At 71.1% G+C, this 13,699-nt stretch carries 15 protein-coding genes, 1 tRNA gene and 1 riboswitch; of the genes, 4 read left to right on the top strand and 12 right to left on the bottom strand.

All coding sequences use genetic code 11. From position 1 onward, the window contains the following. Positions 1 to 71 precede the first annotated feature (71 nt). The gene (locus tag ACZ4V1_RS00600) at positions 72 to 1,457 is read right to left on the bottom strand and encodes a DUF445 domain-containing protein (RefSeq protein WP_468327644.1); all 1,386 of its coding nucleotides are present in this window, start codon (positions 1,455 to 1,457) and stop codon (positions 72 to 74) included. A 196-nt stretch (positions 1,458 to 1,653) separates the two neighbouring features. On the opposite strand from ACZ4V1_RS00600, the gene ACZ4V1_RS00595 reads away from it, so the two are divergent. After that, positions 1,654 to 3,018 carry an SGNH/GDSL hydrolase family protein gene (locus ACZ4V1_RS00595; RefSeq protein WP_468327642.1) on the top strand — a complete coding sequence of 455 codons (1,365 nt, stop codon included), beginning with the start codon at positions 1,654 to 1,656 and terminating at the stop codon, positions 3,016 to 3,018. Positions 3,019 to 3,150: 132 nt separating this feature from the next. On the opposite strand, the gene ACZ4V1_RS00590 is transcribed toward ACZ4V1_RS00595, so the two are convergent. The 4 genes from ACZ4V1_RS00590 to ACZ4V1_RS00575 are packed head-to-tail and all read right to left on the bottom strand — an operon-like array spanning position 3,151 to position 6,720. Next, the gene (locus ACZ4V1_RS00590; RefSeq protein WP_468327640.1) at positions 3,151 to 4,008 is read right to left on the bottom strand and encodes a DUF1707 SHOCT-like domain-containing protein; all 858 of its coding nucleotides are present in this window, start codon (positions 4,006 to 4,008) and stop codon (positions 3,151 to 3,153) included. 33 nt (positions 4,009 to 4,041) lie between these two features. Next, complete coding sequence (locus ACZ4V1_RS00585) at positions 4,042 to 5,019, bottom strand: ABC transporter ATP-binding protein (RefSeq protein WP_468327638.1); 978 nt, start codon at positions 5,017 to 5,019, stop codon at positions 4,042 to 4,044. Positions 5,020 to 5,069: 50 nt separating this feature from the next. After that, positions 5,070 to 5,921, bottom strand: coding sequence for an ABC transporter permease (locus ACZ4V1_RS00580; RefSeq protein ID WP_468327636.1), 852 nt, complete (start codon positions 5,919 to 5,921; stop codon positions 5,070 to 5,072). Continuing rightward, positions 5,914 to 6,720 carry an ABC transporter permease gene (locus tag ACZ4V1_RS00575; protein ID WP_468327634.1) on the bottom strand — a complete coding sequence of 269 codons (807 nt, stop codon included), beginning with the start codon at positions 6,718 to 6,720 and terminating at the stop codon, positions 5,914 to 5,916. The genes ACZ4V1_RS00580 and ACZ4V1_RS00575 overlap by 8 nt, the downstream gene beginning before the upstream one ends. Before the next feature lie 223 nt (positions 6,721 to 6,943). Between ACZ4V1_RS00575 and ACZ4V1_RS00570 the strand changes: the two genes are divergently transcribed. Continuing rightward, the gene (locus ACZ4V1_RS00570; protein ID WP_468327632.1) at positions 6,944 to 9,349 is read left to right on the top strand and encodes a transglycosylase domain-containing protein; all 2,406 of its coding nucleotides are present in this window, start codon (positions 6,944 to 6,946) and stop codon (positions 9,347 to 9,349) included. A gap of 3 nt (positions 9,350 to 9,352) precedes the next feature. On the opposite strand, the gene ACZ4V1_RS00565 is transcribed toward ACZ4V1_RS00570, so the two are convergent. The 3 genes from ACZ4V1_RS00565 to ACZ4V1_RS00555 form a co-directional block, all read right to left on the bottom strand. Beyond that, entirely contained in the window at positions 9,353 to 9,673 is a 321-nt protein-coding gene (locus ACZ4V1_RS00565; protein ID WP_055417143.1) for a DMT family transporter, read from the bottom strand. Between the two features lie 31 nt (positions 9,674 to 9,704). Continuing rightward, positions 9,705 to 9,771: riboswitch (guanidine-III (ykkC-III) riboswitch) on the bottom strand. Positions 9,772 to 9,841: 70 nt separating this feature from the next. Then, positions 9,842 to 10,198 (bottom strand): GroES family chaperonin, encoded by a 357-nt coding sequence (locus tag ACZ4V1_RS00560; RefSeq protein WP_356196209.1) that lies wholly within the window; start codon positions 10,196 to 10,198, stop codon positions 9,842 to 9,844. Between the two features lie 23 nt (positions 10,199 to 10,221). Then, entirely contained in the window at positions 10,222 to 10,554 is a 333-nt protein-coding gene (locus ACZ4V1_RS00555; RefSeq protein ID WP_468327630.1) for a DUF3618 domain-containing protein, read from the bottom strand. A 93-nt stretch (positions 10,555 to 10,647) separates the two neighbouring features. Here ACZ4V1_RS00555 and bcp point away from each other — a divergent pair, with 93 nt between their 5' ends. Beyond that, on the top strand, positions 10,648 to 11,115 hold the full coding sequence (gene bcp, locus ACZ4V1_RS00550; protein WP_468327628.1) for a thioredoxin-dependent thiol peroxidase: 468 nt from the start codon (positions 10,648 to 10,650) through the stop codon (positions 11,113 to 11,115). A gap of 41 nt (positions 11,116 to 11,156) precedes the next feature. Then, positions 11,157 to 11,243, top strand: a tRNA-Leu gene (locus ACZ4V1_RS00545). 17 nt (positions 11,244 to 11,260) lie between these two features. On the opposite strand, the gene rdgB is transcribed toward ACZ4V1_RS00545, so the two are convergent. The 4 genes from rdgB to ACZ4V1_RS00525 form a co-directional block, all read right to left on the bottom strand. Continuing rightward, entirely contained in the window at positions 11,261 to 11,863 is a 603-nt protein-coding gene (rdgB, locus tag ACZ4V1_RS00540) for an RdgB/HAM1 family non-canonical purine NTP pyrophosphatase (RefSeq protein WP_468327626.1), read from the bottom strand. Positions 11,864 to 11,907: 44 nt separating this feature from the next. After that, a complete protein-coding gene (locus tag ACZ4V1_RS00535) occupies positions 11,908 to 12,318 on the bottom strand; it encodes a hypothetical protein (RefSeq protein ID WP_468327624.1) in 411 nt (136 codons plus the stop codon). 185 nt (positions 12,319 to 12,503) lie between these two features. Continuing rightward, on the bottom strand, positions 12,504 to 13,241 hold the full coding sequence (gene rph / locus ACZ4V1_RS00530) for a ribonuclease PH (protein ID WP_468327622.1): 738 nt from the start codon (positions 13,239 to 13,241) through the stop codon (positions 12,504 to 12,506). Positions 13,242 to 13,315: 74 nt separating this feature from the next. Next, positions 13,316 to 13,549, bottom strand: a complete 234-nt coding sequence (locus tag ACZ4V1_RS00525; protein WP_077801219.1) for a PTS sugar transporter subunit IIB — start codon at positions 13,547 to 13,549, stop codon at positions 13,316 to 13,318. Positions 13,550 to 13,699 lie beyond the last annotated feature (150 nt).

The raw sequence follows: 13,699 nt of genomic DNA, 5'->3' as shown, positions 1-13,699 counted from the left end.
TGGACCGGAAGGCACACGCCCGGCAACGCCCGCCGTGCCGGGAGGCCGCGGGACCGCCGCCCGTGGCGGCCCTAGGCCCCCAGGACGCGGGAGACCGTGTAGATCAGCAGGCCGGCCAGCGAGCCGACCACCGTGCCGTTGATGCGGATGAACTGCAGGTCGCGGCCGATGTTCGCCTCGATCTTCTTCGTGGTGTGCTCGGCGTCCCAGCTCGCCACCGTGTCGGTGATCAGGGAGGTGATCTCCCGGCGGTAGGTGGTGACCACGTACACCGCGGCGCCCTCGACCCACCCGTCGACCTTGCCCTGCACCTTGGGGTCGGAGGCCATCCGGGCGCCCAGCGACAGCAGCGAGGCCCGTACCCGCAGACGCAGTTCGCTGCGCTCGTCCTCCGCCGCCGAGACGATCATGGACCGTACGGCCGTCCAGGCGGACGCGATCAGGTCCTGGACCTCGCCGCGGCCCAGCACCTCGGTCTTCAGCCGTTCCACGCGCGCGCGGGTGTCCGTGTCGGACTGGAGGTCGGAGGCGAAGTCGGTGAGGAAGCGGTCGAGGGCGCCGCGCGCGGGGTGGGCGGGCATGTCGCGCATCTCGGTGACGAAGCGCAGCAGCTCCTTGTAGACGCGCTCGCCGACCCTCTTGTCCACGAACCGGGGCGTCCATCCGGGCGCCCCGCCCTGTACGGCGTCCATGACGGAGTCGCCGTGCAGGATCAGCCAGTCGTGGGCGCGGGAGACGATCAGGTCCACGGCCCGTTTGTGGCCGCCGTCGGCGACGATCCGGTCCAGCAGCTTGCCGATGCCGGGGGCGATCTCCTGCGCGTCGGCGCGGCGGGTGATCGCCTCCCCCACCACCGCCTGCACGTCGGAGTCGCGCAGCACGGTCAGGGCGCCGCGCAGGGCGGCGGACAGCTCCGCCGTCACCCGGTCGGCGTGTTCGGGCACCGCGAGCCAGGCGCCGAGCCGGCTGCCGATGCCGACGGCGCGCAGCCGCTGCCGTACGACGTCCTCGGAGAGGAAGTTCTCGCCGACGAACTCGCCGAGCGAGACACCCAGCTGGTCCTTCTTCTTGGGGATGATCGCGGTGTGCGGGATGGGGATGCCGAGGGGGTGGCGGAAGAGGGCGGTGACCGCGAACCAGTCGGCGAGCGCGCCGACCATCCCGGCCTCGGCGGCGGCGGCGACGTAGCCCGCCCAGGCGCCCGCGCCCCGGTGGGAGGCCCACTCGGCCAGGACGTAGACGACGGCGACGAACAGCAGCAGGCCGGTGGCGGTGAGCTTCATGCGGCGCACGCCGCGGCGCTTCTCCTCGTCGGCCGGGCTGAAGGAGGTCATCGCACGGTCGCGGAAGGCGCCGGGGGCGGCGCGCCCGGCCTCCACCGACCGCTCCGTGCCCGCCCCGGCACCCTCCCCGGTATCTCCTGAACCGTCAGGAAGTTCCGCTTTCGCGCGTTCCATCCACTCCACCGTTCGCTGTTGCGTCCCGCACACATTGTCCCTTCCTGACCGACTCCTGGAACGGAACACAAGTTCCCGGCGTCTGTCCGGGAGGGGAACGCCCGGGGGTCGTACGGCCTTTCGCCCGCCCATGACGCATCATGGGTTCATCGGACCGGAGCCGCAGGCTCCCCTCGCCCGAGGAGAACAGCACAGCATGACCCGGCTTCGTGACGGGGGTGCGGGGGCTCCCCGCACCAGGCACCGTGCCCTGCTCGCAGCGATCGTCACCCTGATAGTGGCGATTTCCGCGGCCATATACGCCGGAGTGTCCGCCGACGACGGCACAAAGGACCGCACACCGCTCGCCGGCGGCCGATTCCCCGGCGGTGAAGCCGCTCCCGCCTCGACCGGAACCTGGGTCGGCGCCTGGTCCGCCTCGCCGGCCGCGGCCGAACCGGGCACCGAGACGACCGGCATGGCGGGCCGTTCGGTGCGCAACGTCGTGCACACGAGCATCGGCGGCACGAGCGCGCGGATCACCCTGTCCAACCTCTACGGGCAGTCACCGCTGACCATCACGCACGCCTCCATCGCCCTGGCCGCCGGCCCCGACACGGCCGCCGCGCTCGCCGACACGATGCGCCGGCTCACCTTCGGGGGCAGCCCCCGGGTCGTCATCCCGGCGGGCGGGCAGGTGATGAGCGACGTCGCGCGGCTGGCCGTCCCGTACGGCGCGGACGTCCTGGTCACCACGTACTCCCCGGTGCCGTCGGGCCCGGTCACCTACCACCCGCGCGCGCAGCAGATCAGTTACCTCGCCGACGGCGACCGCACCGCGGACGTCACCGCCGTCGCGTACACCACCGAGACGCGGTACTGGCGCTACCTGGCCGCGCTGGACGTGCTGAGCCACGAGGCCGACGGCACCGTGGTGGCCATCGGCGACTCGATCACCGACGGCTACGGCTCCGAGACGGGCGCCAACAACCGCTGGACCGACGTCCTCGCCCAGCGGCTGCACGAGGCGGCCGAGGCGGGGCGGGACACGCCCCGCTACAGCGTCGTCAACCAGGGCATCAGCGGCAACCGGATCCTGACCGGCAGGGCGGGCCGGCCCGCGGACAACCCCAGCGCGCTGAGCCGGTTCGAGCGGGACGTACTGGGCCGCACCAACGTCAAGGTCGTCGTCATCGTCCTCGGCGTCAACGACATCCTGCACAGCCCGGAACTCGCCGACCGGGACGCCGTCCTCGACGGCCTGCGCACCCTGACCGACCAGGCGCACGCCCGGGGGCTGAAGGTCGTCGGCGCGACGATCACACCGTTCGGCGGCTACGGCGGTTACACGCAGGCCCGCGAGAGGATGCGGCAGCAGATCAACGAGGAGATCCGCTCGGGCCGTGTGTTCGACGAGGTCGTCGACTTCGACAAGGCACTGCGGGACCCCTACGACCCGCGCCGGATGCGCTCCGACTACGACAGCGGAGACCACCTGCACCCCGGCGACAAGGGGTACGCGCGCATGGGCCGCCTCCTCGACCTGGACGCCCTGCAAGGCGCGGCGCCGATCCAGCTCTGAGCGCCGGCTCCGACCGGGGCGGGCCCGGGGAGCCCGGTGTGCCGGCACCCCCTCGCGGGCCGCCCGCGGCCGGGCCGCCGTCCGTCCGGAGCCCGCCCGCGCCGTCTCACTCCGCCCGGCCCGGCGATCCGCTCAGCCCTCGCCCCGCCCGCGACGGTCCCGCTCCTCGCGGCGCGACTCCCGGTCCTCGCGGCGAAGCTCGCGCTGCTCACGGCGCTCGTCGCGGTGCTCGCGCAGCATGTCCCGGTGCCCCTCCAGCATCCTGTCGTGGGCCCCCTCCACGTCCTCCCGCGCGGAGGAGTGCAGTTCCCTCCTCGCGGCCTTGCGCTCCAGCTTCTCCTGCCGGCGCTCCTCCCTGACCCGCAGCTTCTCCGCCCGCGTCAGCTTGCGCACGACGCCGACGCCGCCCCAGAAGGCGAAGCCGGTCACGATCACGCGCGGGGCACCCGGGTCGCCCAGGACGCCGGACTCCCGATGGTCGAAGTCGCCCATGACGCCGACGCCGCGGACCACCACCTCGACCCCCGGCGGCACGATCACGTCGATCCCGCCCATGATGGCCACGCAGTTGATCACGACCTCGCCGTGCGCGAAGTCCGCCTCGCGCAGGTCGATGTCCCCGCCGCCCCAGAACGCGAAGGAGTTGAACCGCCTCGGCACCGTCCAGTGCCCCTTGCGCTGGAACCCCGACATCACGGCGACCGCCCACGTCGACGAGCCCTCGCCCCCGGTGATCCGCCCCGCCCAGTCCCCGGCGGCCGCCGGTTCCTTGGTCATCGACACCCTGGGCACCGCGCCCTGCGCGCCGGCCGGCAGGTCCCGGGTGATCGGCGTCAGGTCCCCGTACGTCCGCGCGCTGTAGGTGGCGTCCAGCCGCTCCTCGAACTCGGTCATGTCCAGCCGCCCCTCCGCGAGGGCGTCCCGCAGGACCTCGGCGACTCGTTCACGGTCGGCGTCGGATGCGCGGAGTTCCGGGGCGTCGTCGGTCATGTACAGCAGCCTACGAGGTCACCGCGCCGGGCACTACGCGCCCGCGCGTTCCGCGTACATCCTGGCGATCACCGACTCGATGTCCGGCTCCCGCACCGACAGGTCCACCAGCGGATACTCCGCCGCGATCCGCGCCACCAGCTCCGCCGCCGACGCGGACGCCGGGAACGCCAGCCACTGCCGCGGGCCCTCCACCCGCACCACCCGCGCGGGCGCCGGCGCCTCGATCGGCGGCGACTCCCGCTCCAGGTCCACCACCAGGGTCCGTTCGCTCTCCCCCGCCTCGTGCAGCCCGTCCAGCGGACCGTCGTACATCAGCCGCCCGTGGTCGATGACCATCACGCGCGAGCAGAGCTGCTCGATGTCCTGGAGGTCGTGCGTGGTCAGCAGCACCGTGGTGCCCCGCTCCGCGTTCAAGTCCCGCAGGAATTCCCGCACCTTGGCCTTCGACACCACGTCCAGGCCGATCGTCGGCTCGTCCAGGTACAGCACCTCCGGGTCGTGGAGCAGCGCCGCCGCGATGTCGCCGCGCATCCGCTGGCCCAGCGACAGCTGCCGCACCGGCACGTCCAGCAGCTCCTGAAGCCGGAGGAGTTCCACGCAGCGGTCCAGGTTCTCCCGGTAACGGGCGTCCGGGATGCGGTACATGCGGTGCATCAGCCGGTAGGAGTCGATCAGCGGCAGATCCCACCACAGCGTCGTCCGCTGCCCGAAGACGACCCCGATGCGGTGCGCCAGCCGCGTCCGCTCCCGGGACGGGTCGATGCCGGCCACCCGCAGCCGGCCGCCGCTCGGCGTCAGAATGCCGGTGAGCATCTTGATCGTCGTCGACTTCCCCGCACCGTTCGGGCCGATGTAGCCGACCATCTCGCCGCGCGCCACGGTGAACGACAGCCCGTCCACGGCCCGCGCCTGCCGCCGCTCGCGTTTGAGGAAACCGGTCTTCCGGCGCACGTCGAAGACCTTCTCGACGCCGTCGAGCTCGATGAAGGCCGCACCACCAGGCCCCACGGGATCCACCTCGGCCAACGCTCCCAACTCCCTCAGCTCCCTCAGCTCCCTCAGCTCCCGGTACTGCGGTACGAACGAAGCCCCGCGCGCCAGGCCAGCCCCGCCAGCGCACAGCAGGCCACGGCCACGAGCGGTGGCGCGAACGCGACCCACCGGGGCAGGTCCAGCGGGTACGGCCGGTCCAGCAGGTAGCAGGCCGGCAGCCAGTTGACGAAGGCCAGCGGCACCACGAACGTCACCCCCCGCACCAGGTCCAGCGCGAACACCGTCGGCGGGTACTGCAACATCGTCGTACCGCCGTAGGTGAAGGCGTTCGACACCTCCGAGGCGTCCTGCGCCACGAACTGGAACGCCGCCGCCGCCACGAACACCGCGCAGAAGATCCCCGCCCCGCTGAGCAGCATCACCGGCATCAGCAGCAGCTTCGCCGCCGTCCAGTCGACGTCCACGACCGTCAGGGCGTACCCCAGTACCAGCACTCCCTGTGTCACCCGGCCCAGCCTGCGCAGCGCGAACCGGTCCGCGGCCACCTGCGCCAGCACCGGCGACGGACGCACCAGCAGCGTGTCCAGCGTGCCGTCGCGCACCCGCCGGCCCAGCCGCTCCATCGAGCCGACCGCCAGGTCGGCGAGCCCGAAGCAGACCCCGGACACCCCGTACAGGAACGCCACCTCGGCCAGCGACCAGCCGCCCAGCGCGTCGACGCGGGAGAACATCAGCAGGATCGCCACGAAGTCCAGCGCGGTCGCCGCGAAGTTCCCGAACGTCGTCAGCGCGAAGGACGTCCGGTACGCCATCGTCGACCGGATCCACATCGCGGCGATCAGCCGGTAGGTGCGCAGCCCTTCGGCGGCCCGGCCGGGCGGCCCGGTCCTCCCGGCAGCGTGCACCGTCTCAGCCACCCTGGACCACCACCCGTCGCGTCGCCGCCGACTGCACCAGCCTGCCCACCGCCAGCAGCGCCACCGCCCACCCGGCCTGGAAGACGAACGTGCCCAGCGGATCGGCCTCCCCCAGCAGCACGTCCGCCGGCGCCTGGAGCAGCGACGACCACGGCAGCATCCGTACGAATTCGCCGAGCGCCCCGGGGAACACGTTCAGCGGCAGCAGCATCCCCGAGCAGAAGAACCCCGCGAGCCACGCCATCTGCGTCACCCCCGTACCGTCCATCAGCCAGAACGCCGAGAGGGCCACCAGGTACCGCAGTGCGAAACTCACCGTCGCCGCCAGCACCACCGCCACCAGGAACGCCGCCCACGTGGACGCCTCCCGCGGCAGCGCCACCGGGAAGAACAGCGAGCCGAACAGGAAGGGCACCGCACCGCGCCCCAGCAACTGGAACGCCGCCCGCCCCAGGTCGGCCGCCAGCCACCACAGCTGGAGATCCGCCGGCCGGTACAGGTCGACGGCGATGTCACCCGTACGGATGCGCTCCATCAGCTCGTCCTCGAACCCGCCGCCCCCGATCGCCAGCGCCGCCAGCAACGCCTGCCCCAGCCACACGAAAGTGACGGCCTGGGCCTGGTCGTAGCCTCCGAGCTGCGGTTTCTCGTCCCACAGGGCCAGATAGGTGTAAACCAGGATCAACCCGAAGACCGTATTGGTGAACACCCCGGCGGCGGTGGCCGCCCGATACGTCGCGTAACGTCGGAATCCCCCCGCCGCGACGGCCACGTACAACCGCCCCGAGCCCACGACCACGCCTTCACCCCCCGACCGGCACCGAAGCGCAGGAGCCTAGTGCGACGGTGACCGCCCGTGCCACGGAATTTCACGGGTGTGCCTCCGAGTGGGAACGGAACGCCCGGTGCGAGAGTCTTCTTCAGAGGGCGTCAAAGGCGTGAGAACGCGTCAGAGGACGCAGAGGCGTACAAGGCCGTACGAGACCAGACCGTACGACGCGAAACAGGAGTCCGTGCACGAGATGAGCGACGAGCCGCAGCCGCAGGAGCCGAACCAGGGCTGGGCGCCGAGAGAGCCCCTGGCGGCCGGCGAGGGCAAGGCCGGGAAGCCGAAGCGGCCGGGGCGCACCGGATGGCGCCGGCTGATCCCGACCTGGCGCATCGTGCTGAGCACCTTCGTCGTCGGCCTCCTGCTGGTGGTTGGCGGCTTCTTCCTCGGCTACCACCTGGTACAGATCCCGGCCGCCAACGCACTCGCCACCAAGCAGTCCAACGTCTACCTGTACGCCGACGGCAGCGTCCTCGCCCGCGACGGCGAGGTCAACCGGGAGAGCGTCGGCCTCGCCCGCATCTCCAAGGACGCCCAGCACGCCGTCCTGGCCGCCGAGGACCGCGACTTCTACACCGAGTCCGCCGTCGACCCCGGGGCGATGGTCCGCGCCGGCTGGAACACCGCCACCGGCAAGGGCAAGCAGTCGGGCTCCACGATCACCCAGCAGTACGTCAAGAACTACTACCTGGCCCAGGAACAGACCATCACCCGCAAGGTGAAGGAGTTCTTCATCTCGATCAAGCTCGACCGCGAGAAGAGCAAGAACGAGATCCTCGAGGGCTACCTCAACACCAGCTTCTTCGGCCGCGGCGCCTACGGCATCCAGGCCGCCGCCCAGGCCTACTACGGCGTCGACGCCAAGGACCTCACCGCGGCCCAGGGCGCCTACCTCGCCTCGCTGCTCAACGCGCCCAGCCAGTACGACGTGGTCGCCCACCCCGAGAACAAGCCCGCCGCCGAGGCCCGTTGGAACTACGTCCTGGACGGCATGGTCGAGAAGGGCTGGCTCAGCCGGTCCGACCGCGCGAGCCAGAAGTTCCCCGCGCCCAAGGAGAGCACCATCTCCACCAACATGTCCGGACAGCGCGGCTACGTCGTCAACATCGTCAGGGACTACCTGATCCAGCACGAGATCGTCGCCGAGGAGGAGCTCGACCGGGGCGGCTACCGCATCACGACCACCCTGCAGAAGGACAAGCAGGACGCCTTCGTCAAGGCCGTCGACGACAAGCTCATGTCCAGACTGGACAAGAAGGAACGCAAGGTCGACACCTACGTCCGCGCGGGCGGCGCCTCCGTCGACCCCAGGACCGGCAAGGTCGTCGCGATGTACAACGGCATCGACTACGTCAAGCAGTACACACCCAACGCCACCCGCCGCGACTTCCAGGTCGGCTCCACCTTCAAGCCCTTCGTGTTCACGTCCGCCGTCGAGAACCACTCCGAGACGCAGGACGGCCGCACGATCAACCCGAACACGGTCTACGACGGCACCAGCGAACGCCCCGTCGAGGGCTGGAGCGGCGGGCGCTACGCCCCGGAGAACGAGGACCACCGCGACTACGGCGACGTCACCGTCCGCGAGGCCACCGACAAGTCCATCAACGCCGTGTACGCCCAGATGGCCGTGGACGTCGGCTCCGACAAGGTCCAGCAGACCGCGATCGACCTCGGCCTCTCCAAGAACACCCCCGAGCTGACCCCCTCCCCCTCCATCGCCCTCGGCGTGGCCACCGCCAGCCCGCTGGACATGGCGGAGGCGTACGCCACCCTCGCCAACCACGGCAGGCACGGCACGTACACGCTGGTCGAGAAGGTCATGAAGGACGGCAAGCACGAGGTCGAGCTGCCCGAGCGGCGCGAACACCAGGCCGTCAGCCGCCAGGCCGCCGACACCACGACCTCCGTCCTGCGCAGCGTCGTGCAGAACGGCACCGCCACCGCCGCCCAGGCCGCCGGCCGTCCCGCCGCCGGCAAGACCGGCACCGCCGAGGAGGACACCGCCGCCTGGTTCGCCGGCTACACCCCCGAGCTCGCCACCGTCATCGCGGTGATGGGCCAGGACCCGGAGACCGCCGCCCACAAGCCGCTCTACGGCGCGATGGGCCTGCCCCGCGTCAACGGCGGCGGAGCGCCCGCCGAGATCTGGGGCCAGTACACCCGCAACGCCCTCGAGGGCGAACCGGTCACCGGCTTCGACCTCCGGCTCCAGGCCGGCGCCGACGTCACCGCCTCCCCGTCCGACCGCTCCTCCGACGAGCCGGGGACGGGCGACGAGAGCGGCGGCGGCGACCCCGACGGCGAGTCGGCCGGCGACGCGGACACCGGCACCGAGGCCCCGGGCCGGACCGGCGGCCAGAGCACCCCGCCGGGCGCCACCGGCGGCGAAGCCACCGGCGATCCGGGGACCGGCGGCCCCACCACGGGCGGCGCCACCACCGAGCCGGGCCCCACGGGCGGCGGCGACGGAGGCGGTGACGACTCGTCCAACGGCGGCGGCACCACCGAGGGCGGCGACACCAGCGGCGCGGGCGGCGGCGACTCGGACACCGGAGAGACGGTCGCCGGCATCCCGATCACACCCAGGCGTCAGTGAGCGTCAGTGCCCGGAGGTCGCCTTCAGCCCGACCACGGCGACCAGCAGCAGACAGATGAAGAAGATCCGGGCGGCGGTCACCGGCTCCCCCAGCACCACCATGCCGAGCACCGCCGCCCCGGCCGCGCCGATCCCCACCCACACGCCGTAGGCGGTACCGATGGGCAGCGTCCGGGCCGCGTACGACAGCAGCACCATGCTGGCGACGATCCCGGCACCGGTGAACAGACTGGGGACGAGACGGGTGAAACCGTCCGTGTACTTCATCCCGATCGACCAGCCGACCTCGAGCAGACCGGCGACGAGCAACAGAACCCAGGCCATGACAGGCACCTCCGTGAACGAACTGAACGGTGGTGCGTCGTCTTTTCCTTGGCCCGGTACGGCGCGTCTCGTCGGGGTGCTTCCCAAAGTAGCAAAGACGGCACGAAGGGGCCGGTGACACCGGTCACCAGCCCCTCGCGCGCTCTTCTACAGATACAGCCCGGTCTTCTACAGATACAGCCCGGTCGAATCCTCCGACCCCTCGAACCGGTCCGCGGCCACGGCGTGCAGGTCCCGCTCGCGCATGAGCACGTACGCCGTGCCCCGCACCTCGACCTCGGCGCGGTCCTCCGGGTCGTACAGGACCCGGTCGCCCGGCTCCACCGTCCGCACGTTCTGGCCCACCGCGACGACCTCGGCCCAGGCCAGCCGCCGGCCGACCGCCGCCGTGGCGGGGATCAGGATCCCGCCCCCGGAACGCCGCTCGCCCTCGCTGGTGTCCTGCCGCACGAGTACCCGGTCGTGCAGCATCCGGATGGGCAGCTTGTCGTCCGGGGAGCTGTGCTCGTTTCTCTTGGCGCTCACGCCCTGAACCTACCTGCCCCGGCTCAGCGCCTGCGCCGCCGGGTGCCGCCCAGGGCGAGCAGCCCCACCACGCCGACCACGACGAGCGCGACGGGCACGACCCGCTCCATCCGGGGCGCGCCCTCCTCGTCCACGAACTGCGTCTTCACATCGCTGACCACACGATTGACCCCGACGTACGCACGCCCGAGAGTGTGATCGACGCTGGAAGCGACCTTGGCCTTCGCATCGCCCACGATCGTCTTCGGGTGCACCCGCATCCCGATCTCGTCGAGCGTCTCGGCCAGCACCTCGCGGCGGCGCTTGATGTCCGCCTCGATCTGCGCCGGGGTTCTGATGTCCGACGTGTCCGCCACCGTACGGCCTCCGAAGTCTGCTGACGCTGTTCCGGACAGTCTGTCAGCTACTCGCCCCGCTGCGCTGTCAGGACCCCCGGTTACGCTGGATCGATGAGCGAGCGACTCCAGCCCGGGGACCCGGCCCCCGCCTTCACCCTCCCGGACGCCGACGGCAACGAGGTGTCCCTGTCCGACCACAAGGGCCGCAAGGTCATCGTCTACTTCTACCCTGCTGCCCTTACCCCCGGCTGCACCAAGCAGGCGTGCGACTTCACGGACAACCTGGAGCTGCTGGCCGGCGCCGGGTACGACGTGATCGGCATCTCGCCCGACAAGCCGGAGAAACTGGCCAGGTTCCGCGACACCGAGTCCCTGAAGGTCACCCTCCTCGCCGACCCGGACAAGAAGGTCCTCGACGCGTACGGCGCCTTCGGCGAGAAGAAGAACTACGGCAGGACCTACCTGGGCGTCATCCGCTCCACGATCGTGGTGGACGAGGAGGGCAAGGTCGAACGCGCCCTCTACAACGTCCGCGCGACGGGCCACGTGGCCAAGATCATCAAGGACTTGGGGATCTGAGGGCGCTGCCCGGCCAGTAGCATGGCCGGGCAGCATCGCGGGCGGCCGTGGTGGAATTGGCAGTCACGCTGGGTTTAGGTCCCAGTGGGGTAACTCCCGTGAGGGTTCGAGTCCCTCCGGCCGCACCAGTAGGTTTTCCGGCTTTTCAGCCGAGCAGCTCCCGCACCACCGGAACGAGCGCCCGGAAGGCCTTGCCCCGGTGGCTGATCGCGTTCTTCTCCTCCGCCGTCAGTTCCGCGCACGTCCGCGTCTCCCCCTCCGGCTGGAGGATCGGGTCGTAGCCGAAGCCGCCCGTGCCGGCCGGGGTGTGGCGCAGGGTGCCTCGCAAGCGGCCCTCGACGACCCGCTCCGTCCCGTCCGGCAACGCCAGGGCCGCCGCGCAGGTGAAGTGCGCGCCCCGGTGTTCGTCGGCGATGTCGCCGATCTGGGCGAGGAGGAGGTCCAGGTTGGCCTTGTCGTCGCCGTGGCGGCCCGCCCAGCGGGCGGAGAAGATGCCGGGGGCGCCGTTCAGGACGTCGACGCAGAGGCCGGAGTCGTCGGCGACGGCGGGGAGGCCGGTGGCCCGGGCGAGGGCGTGGGCCTTGAGGAGGGCGTTCTCGGCGAAGGTGACGCCGGTTTCCTTGACGTCGGGGATCTCCGGGTGGGCGTCCGCGCCGACGAGGTCGTGCGGCAGGCCCGCGTCGGCGAGGATGGCCCTCAGTTCGGTGATCTTTCCGGCGTTGCGAGTGGCGAGGATCAGGCGGGTCATGGGGTTCAGTATCCCGGACGCCCGCCCCCCCTCCGCCCCCCTGTTTACGGCGTGCAGACCTTCGTCAGCTCGCCCGCCGCGTCGGTGACGGGGCTGAGGTCGGGGGTGCTGTCGCCGTTCTCGACCGAGGTGCGGACGTTGTCGACGGCCTTGCCGAGGTCGTCGACCGCCTTGTTGACGTCCGTGTTGTCGGTCGTGTCGCCGATCTTGTCGAGGTTCTTGTCTATGGAGTCGAGGGACTCCTCGAGTTGCGTCGGGTCGTTGGACGCGTTCTCCACGGCCTGCTGGAGTGCGGTGACGCTGTCGGCGATGGCGTCGGCGGTCTGGACGCAGTCGAGGGCCTTGTCGACGGCGTCGCATCCGGTGGTGAGTCCGGCCGTCAGGGCGACGGCCGCCACGGTGGCGGCGGCGGTGACGGTGGTGCGTCGAAGGCGGCGGTGGCGGCTCGCGGCCATGGGTCTCGGTCCTCCCGTTGGGACAGGGCCGGGCGGCCCGTGTGCGGTCGGTGCGACGTACGGGCGTACGACTGATGAGCCGTACGCCCGTAGAACTGCTGTGCTGTTGTACTGCTAGGGACGCGGTGACGGGCGGCGGAGTTGCGCGTTCCCGTCGCCTTTGTCGAGCGCCCTTGGGTCTCCCTTTACTTTTCGAGGACCGACTCGAGCGCCTTGCGCTGGAGTTCGGCGAGCTCCGTGCAGCCGGCGGCGGCGAGGTCGAGGAGGGCGTTCAGTTCGCCGCGGTCGAAGGGTTCGGCCTCGGCGGTGCCCTGGACCTCGACGAAGCGCCCGTCGCCGGTGCAGACGACGTTCATGTCGGTGTCGGCGCGTACGTCTTCCTCGTAGCGGAGGTCGAGCAGCGGGGTGCCGTCGACGATGCCGACGGAGACGGCGGAGACGGTGCCCGTGAGGGGCTTGCGGCTGGGGCGGATCAGCTTGTTGGCCTGGCCCCACGTGATGGCGTCGGCCAGTGCGACGTAGGCGCCGGTGATCGCTGCCGTGCGGGTGCCGCCGTCGGCCTGGAGGACGTCGCAGTCCAGGACGATGGTGGTCTCGCCGAGCGCCTTGTAGTCGATGACGGCGCGCAGGGAGCGGCCGATGAGGCGGCTGATCTCGTGGGTGCGGCCGCCGATGCGGCCCTTGACGGACTCGCGGTCGCCGCGGGTGTTGGTGGCGCGGGGGAGCATGGCGTATTCGGCGGTGACCCAGCCTTCGCCGCTGCCCTTGCGCCAGCGGGGGACGCCTTCGGTGACGGAGGCGTTGCAGAGGACTTTGGTGTCGCCGAAGGAGACGAGGACGGAGCCTTCGGCGTGCTTGCTCCAGCCGCGTTCGATGGTGACGGGGCGGAGCTGCTGGGGGGTGCGGCCGTCGATGCGTGACATGCGGGTGAGCCTAGCGGGCGCACGGGAAGGGGCCCTTCCGCGGTGGGAGGGGCCCCTCGGTGCGCTCGGCGTCTTTACATCATGTCTTCGATCTCGGCGGCGATCGGGTCCGCGTCGGTGCCGATGACGACCTGGATGGCGGTGCCCATCTTGACGACGCCGTGGGCGCCGGCGGCCTTGAGGGCGGCTTCGTCGACCAGCGCGGGGTCGTTGACCTCGGTGCGGAGGCGGGTGATGCAGCCTTCGATCTCGTCGATGTTGTCGATGCCGCCGAGGCCGGCGACGATCTTCTCAGCCTTGCTGGCCATGTTCTTTCTCCCTGATCCGAGCCGCTTTGTCGCAGTAACCCACAGTTGGCCCATCTTCGCGAGCGGTCATGCGGTGTGTACCGAATGATGGCGTCACGACAGCGGAACCGTCGTCAACTGGTCTACACCACCCGACTGACGGCCGCCAAA

It is taken from the genome of Streptomyces sp. NPDC028991, assembly GCF_055564775.1.
The sequence above is the reverse complement of the archived record's forward strand: the minus strand, read 5'-3'. Positions and strand labels throughout refer to the sequence as shown.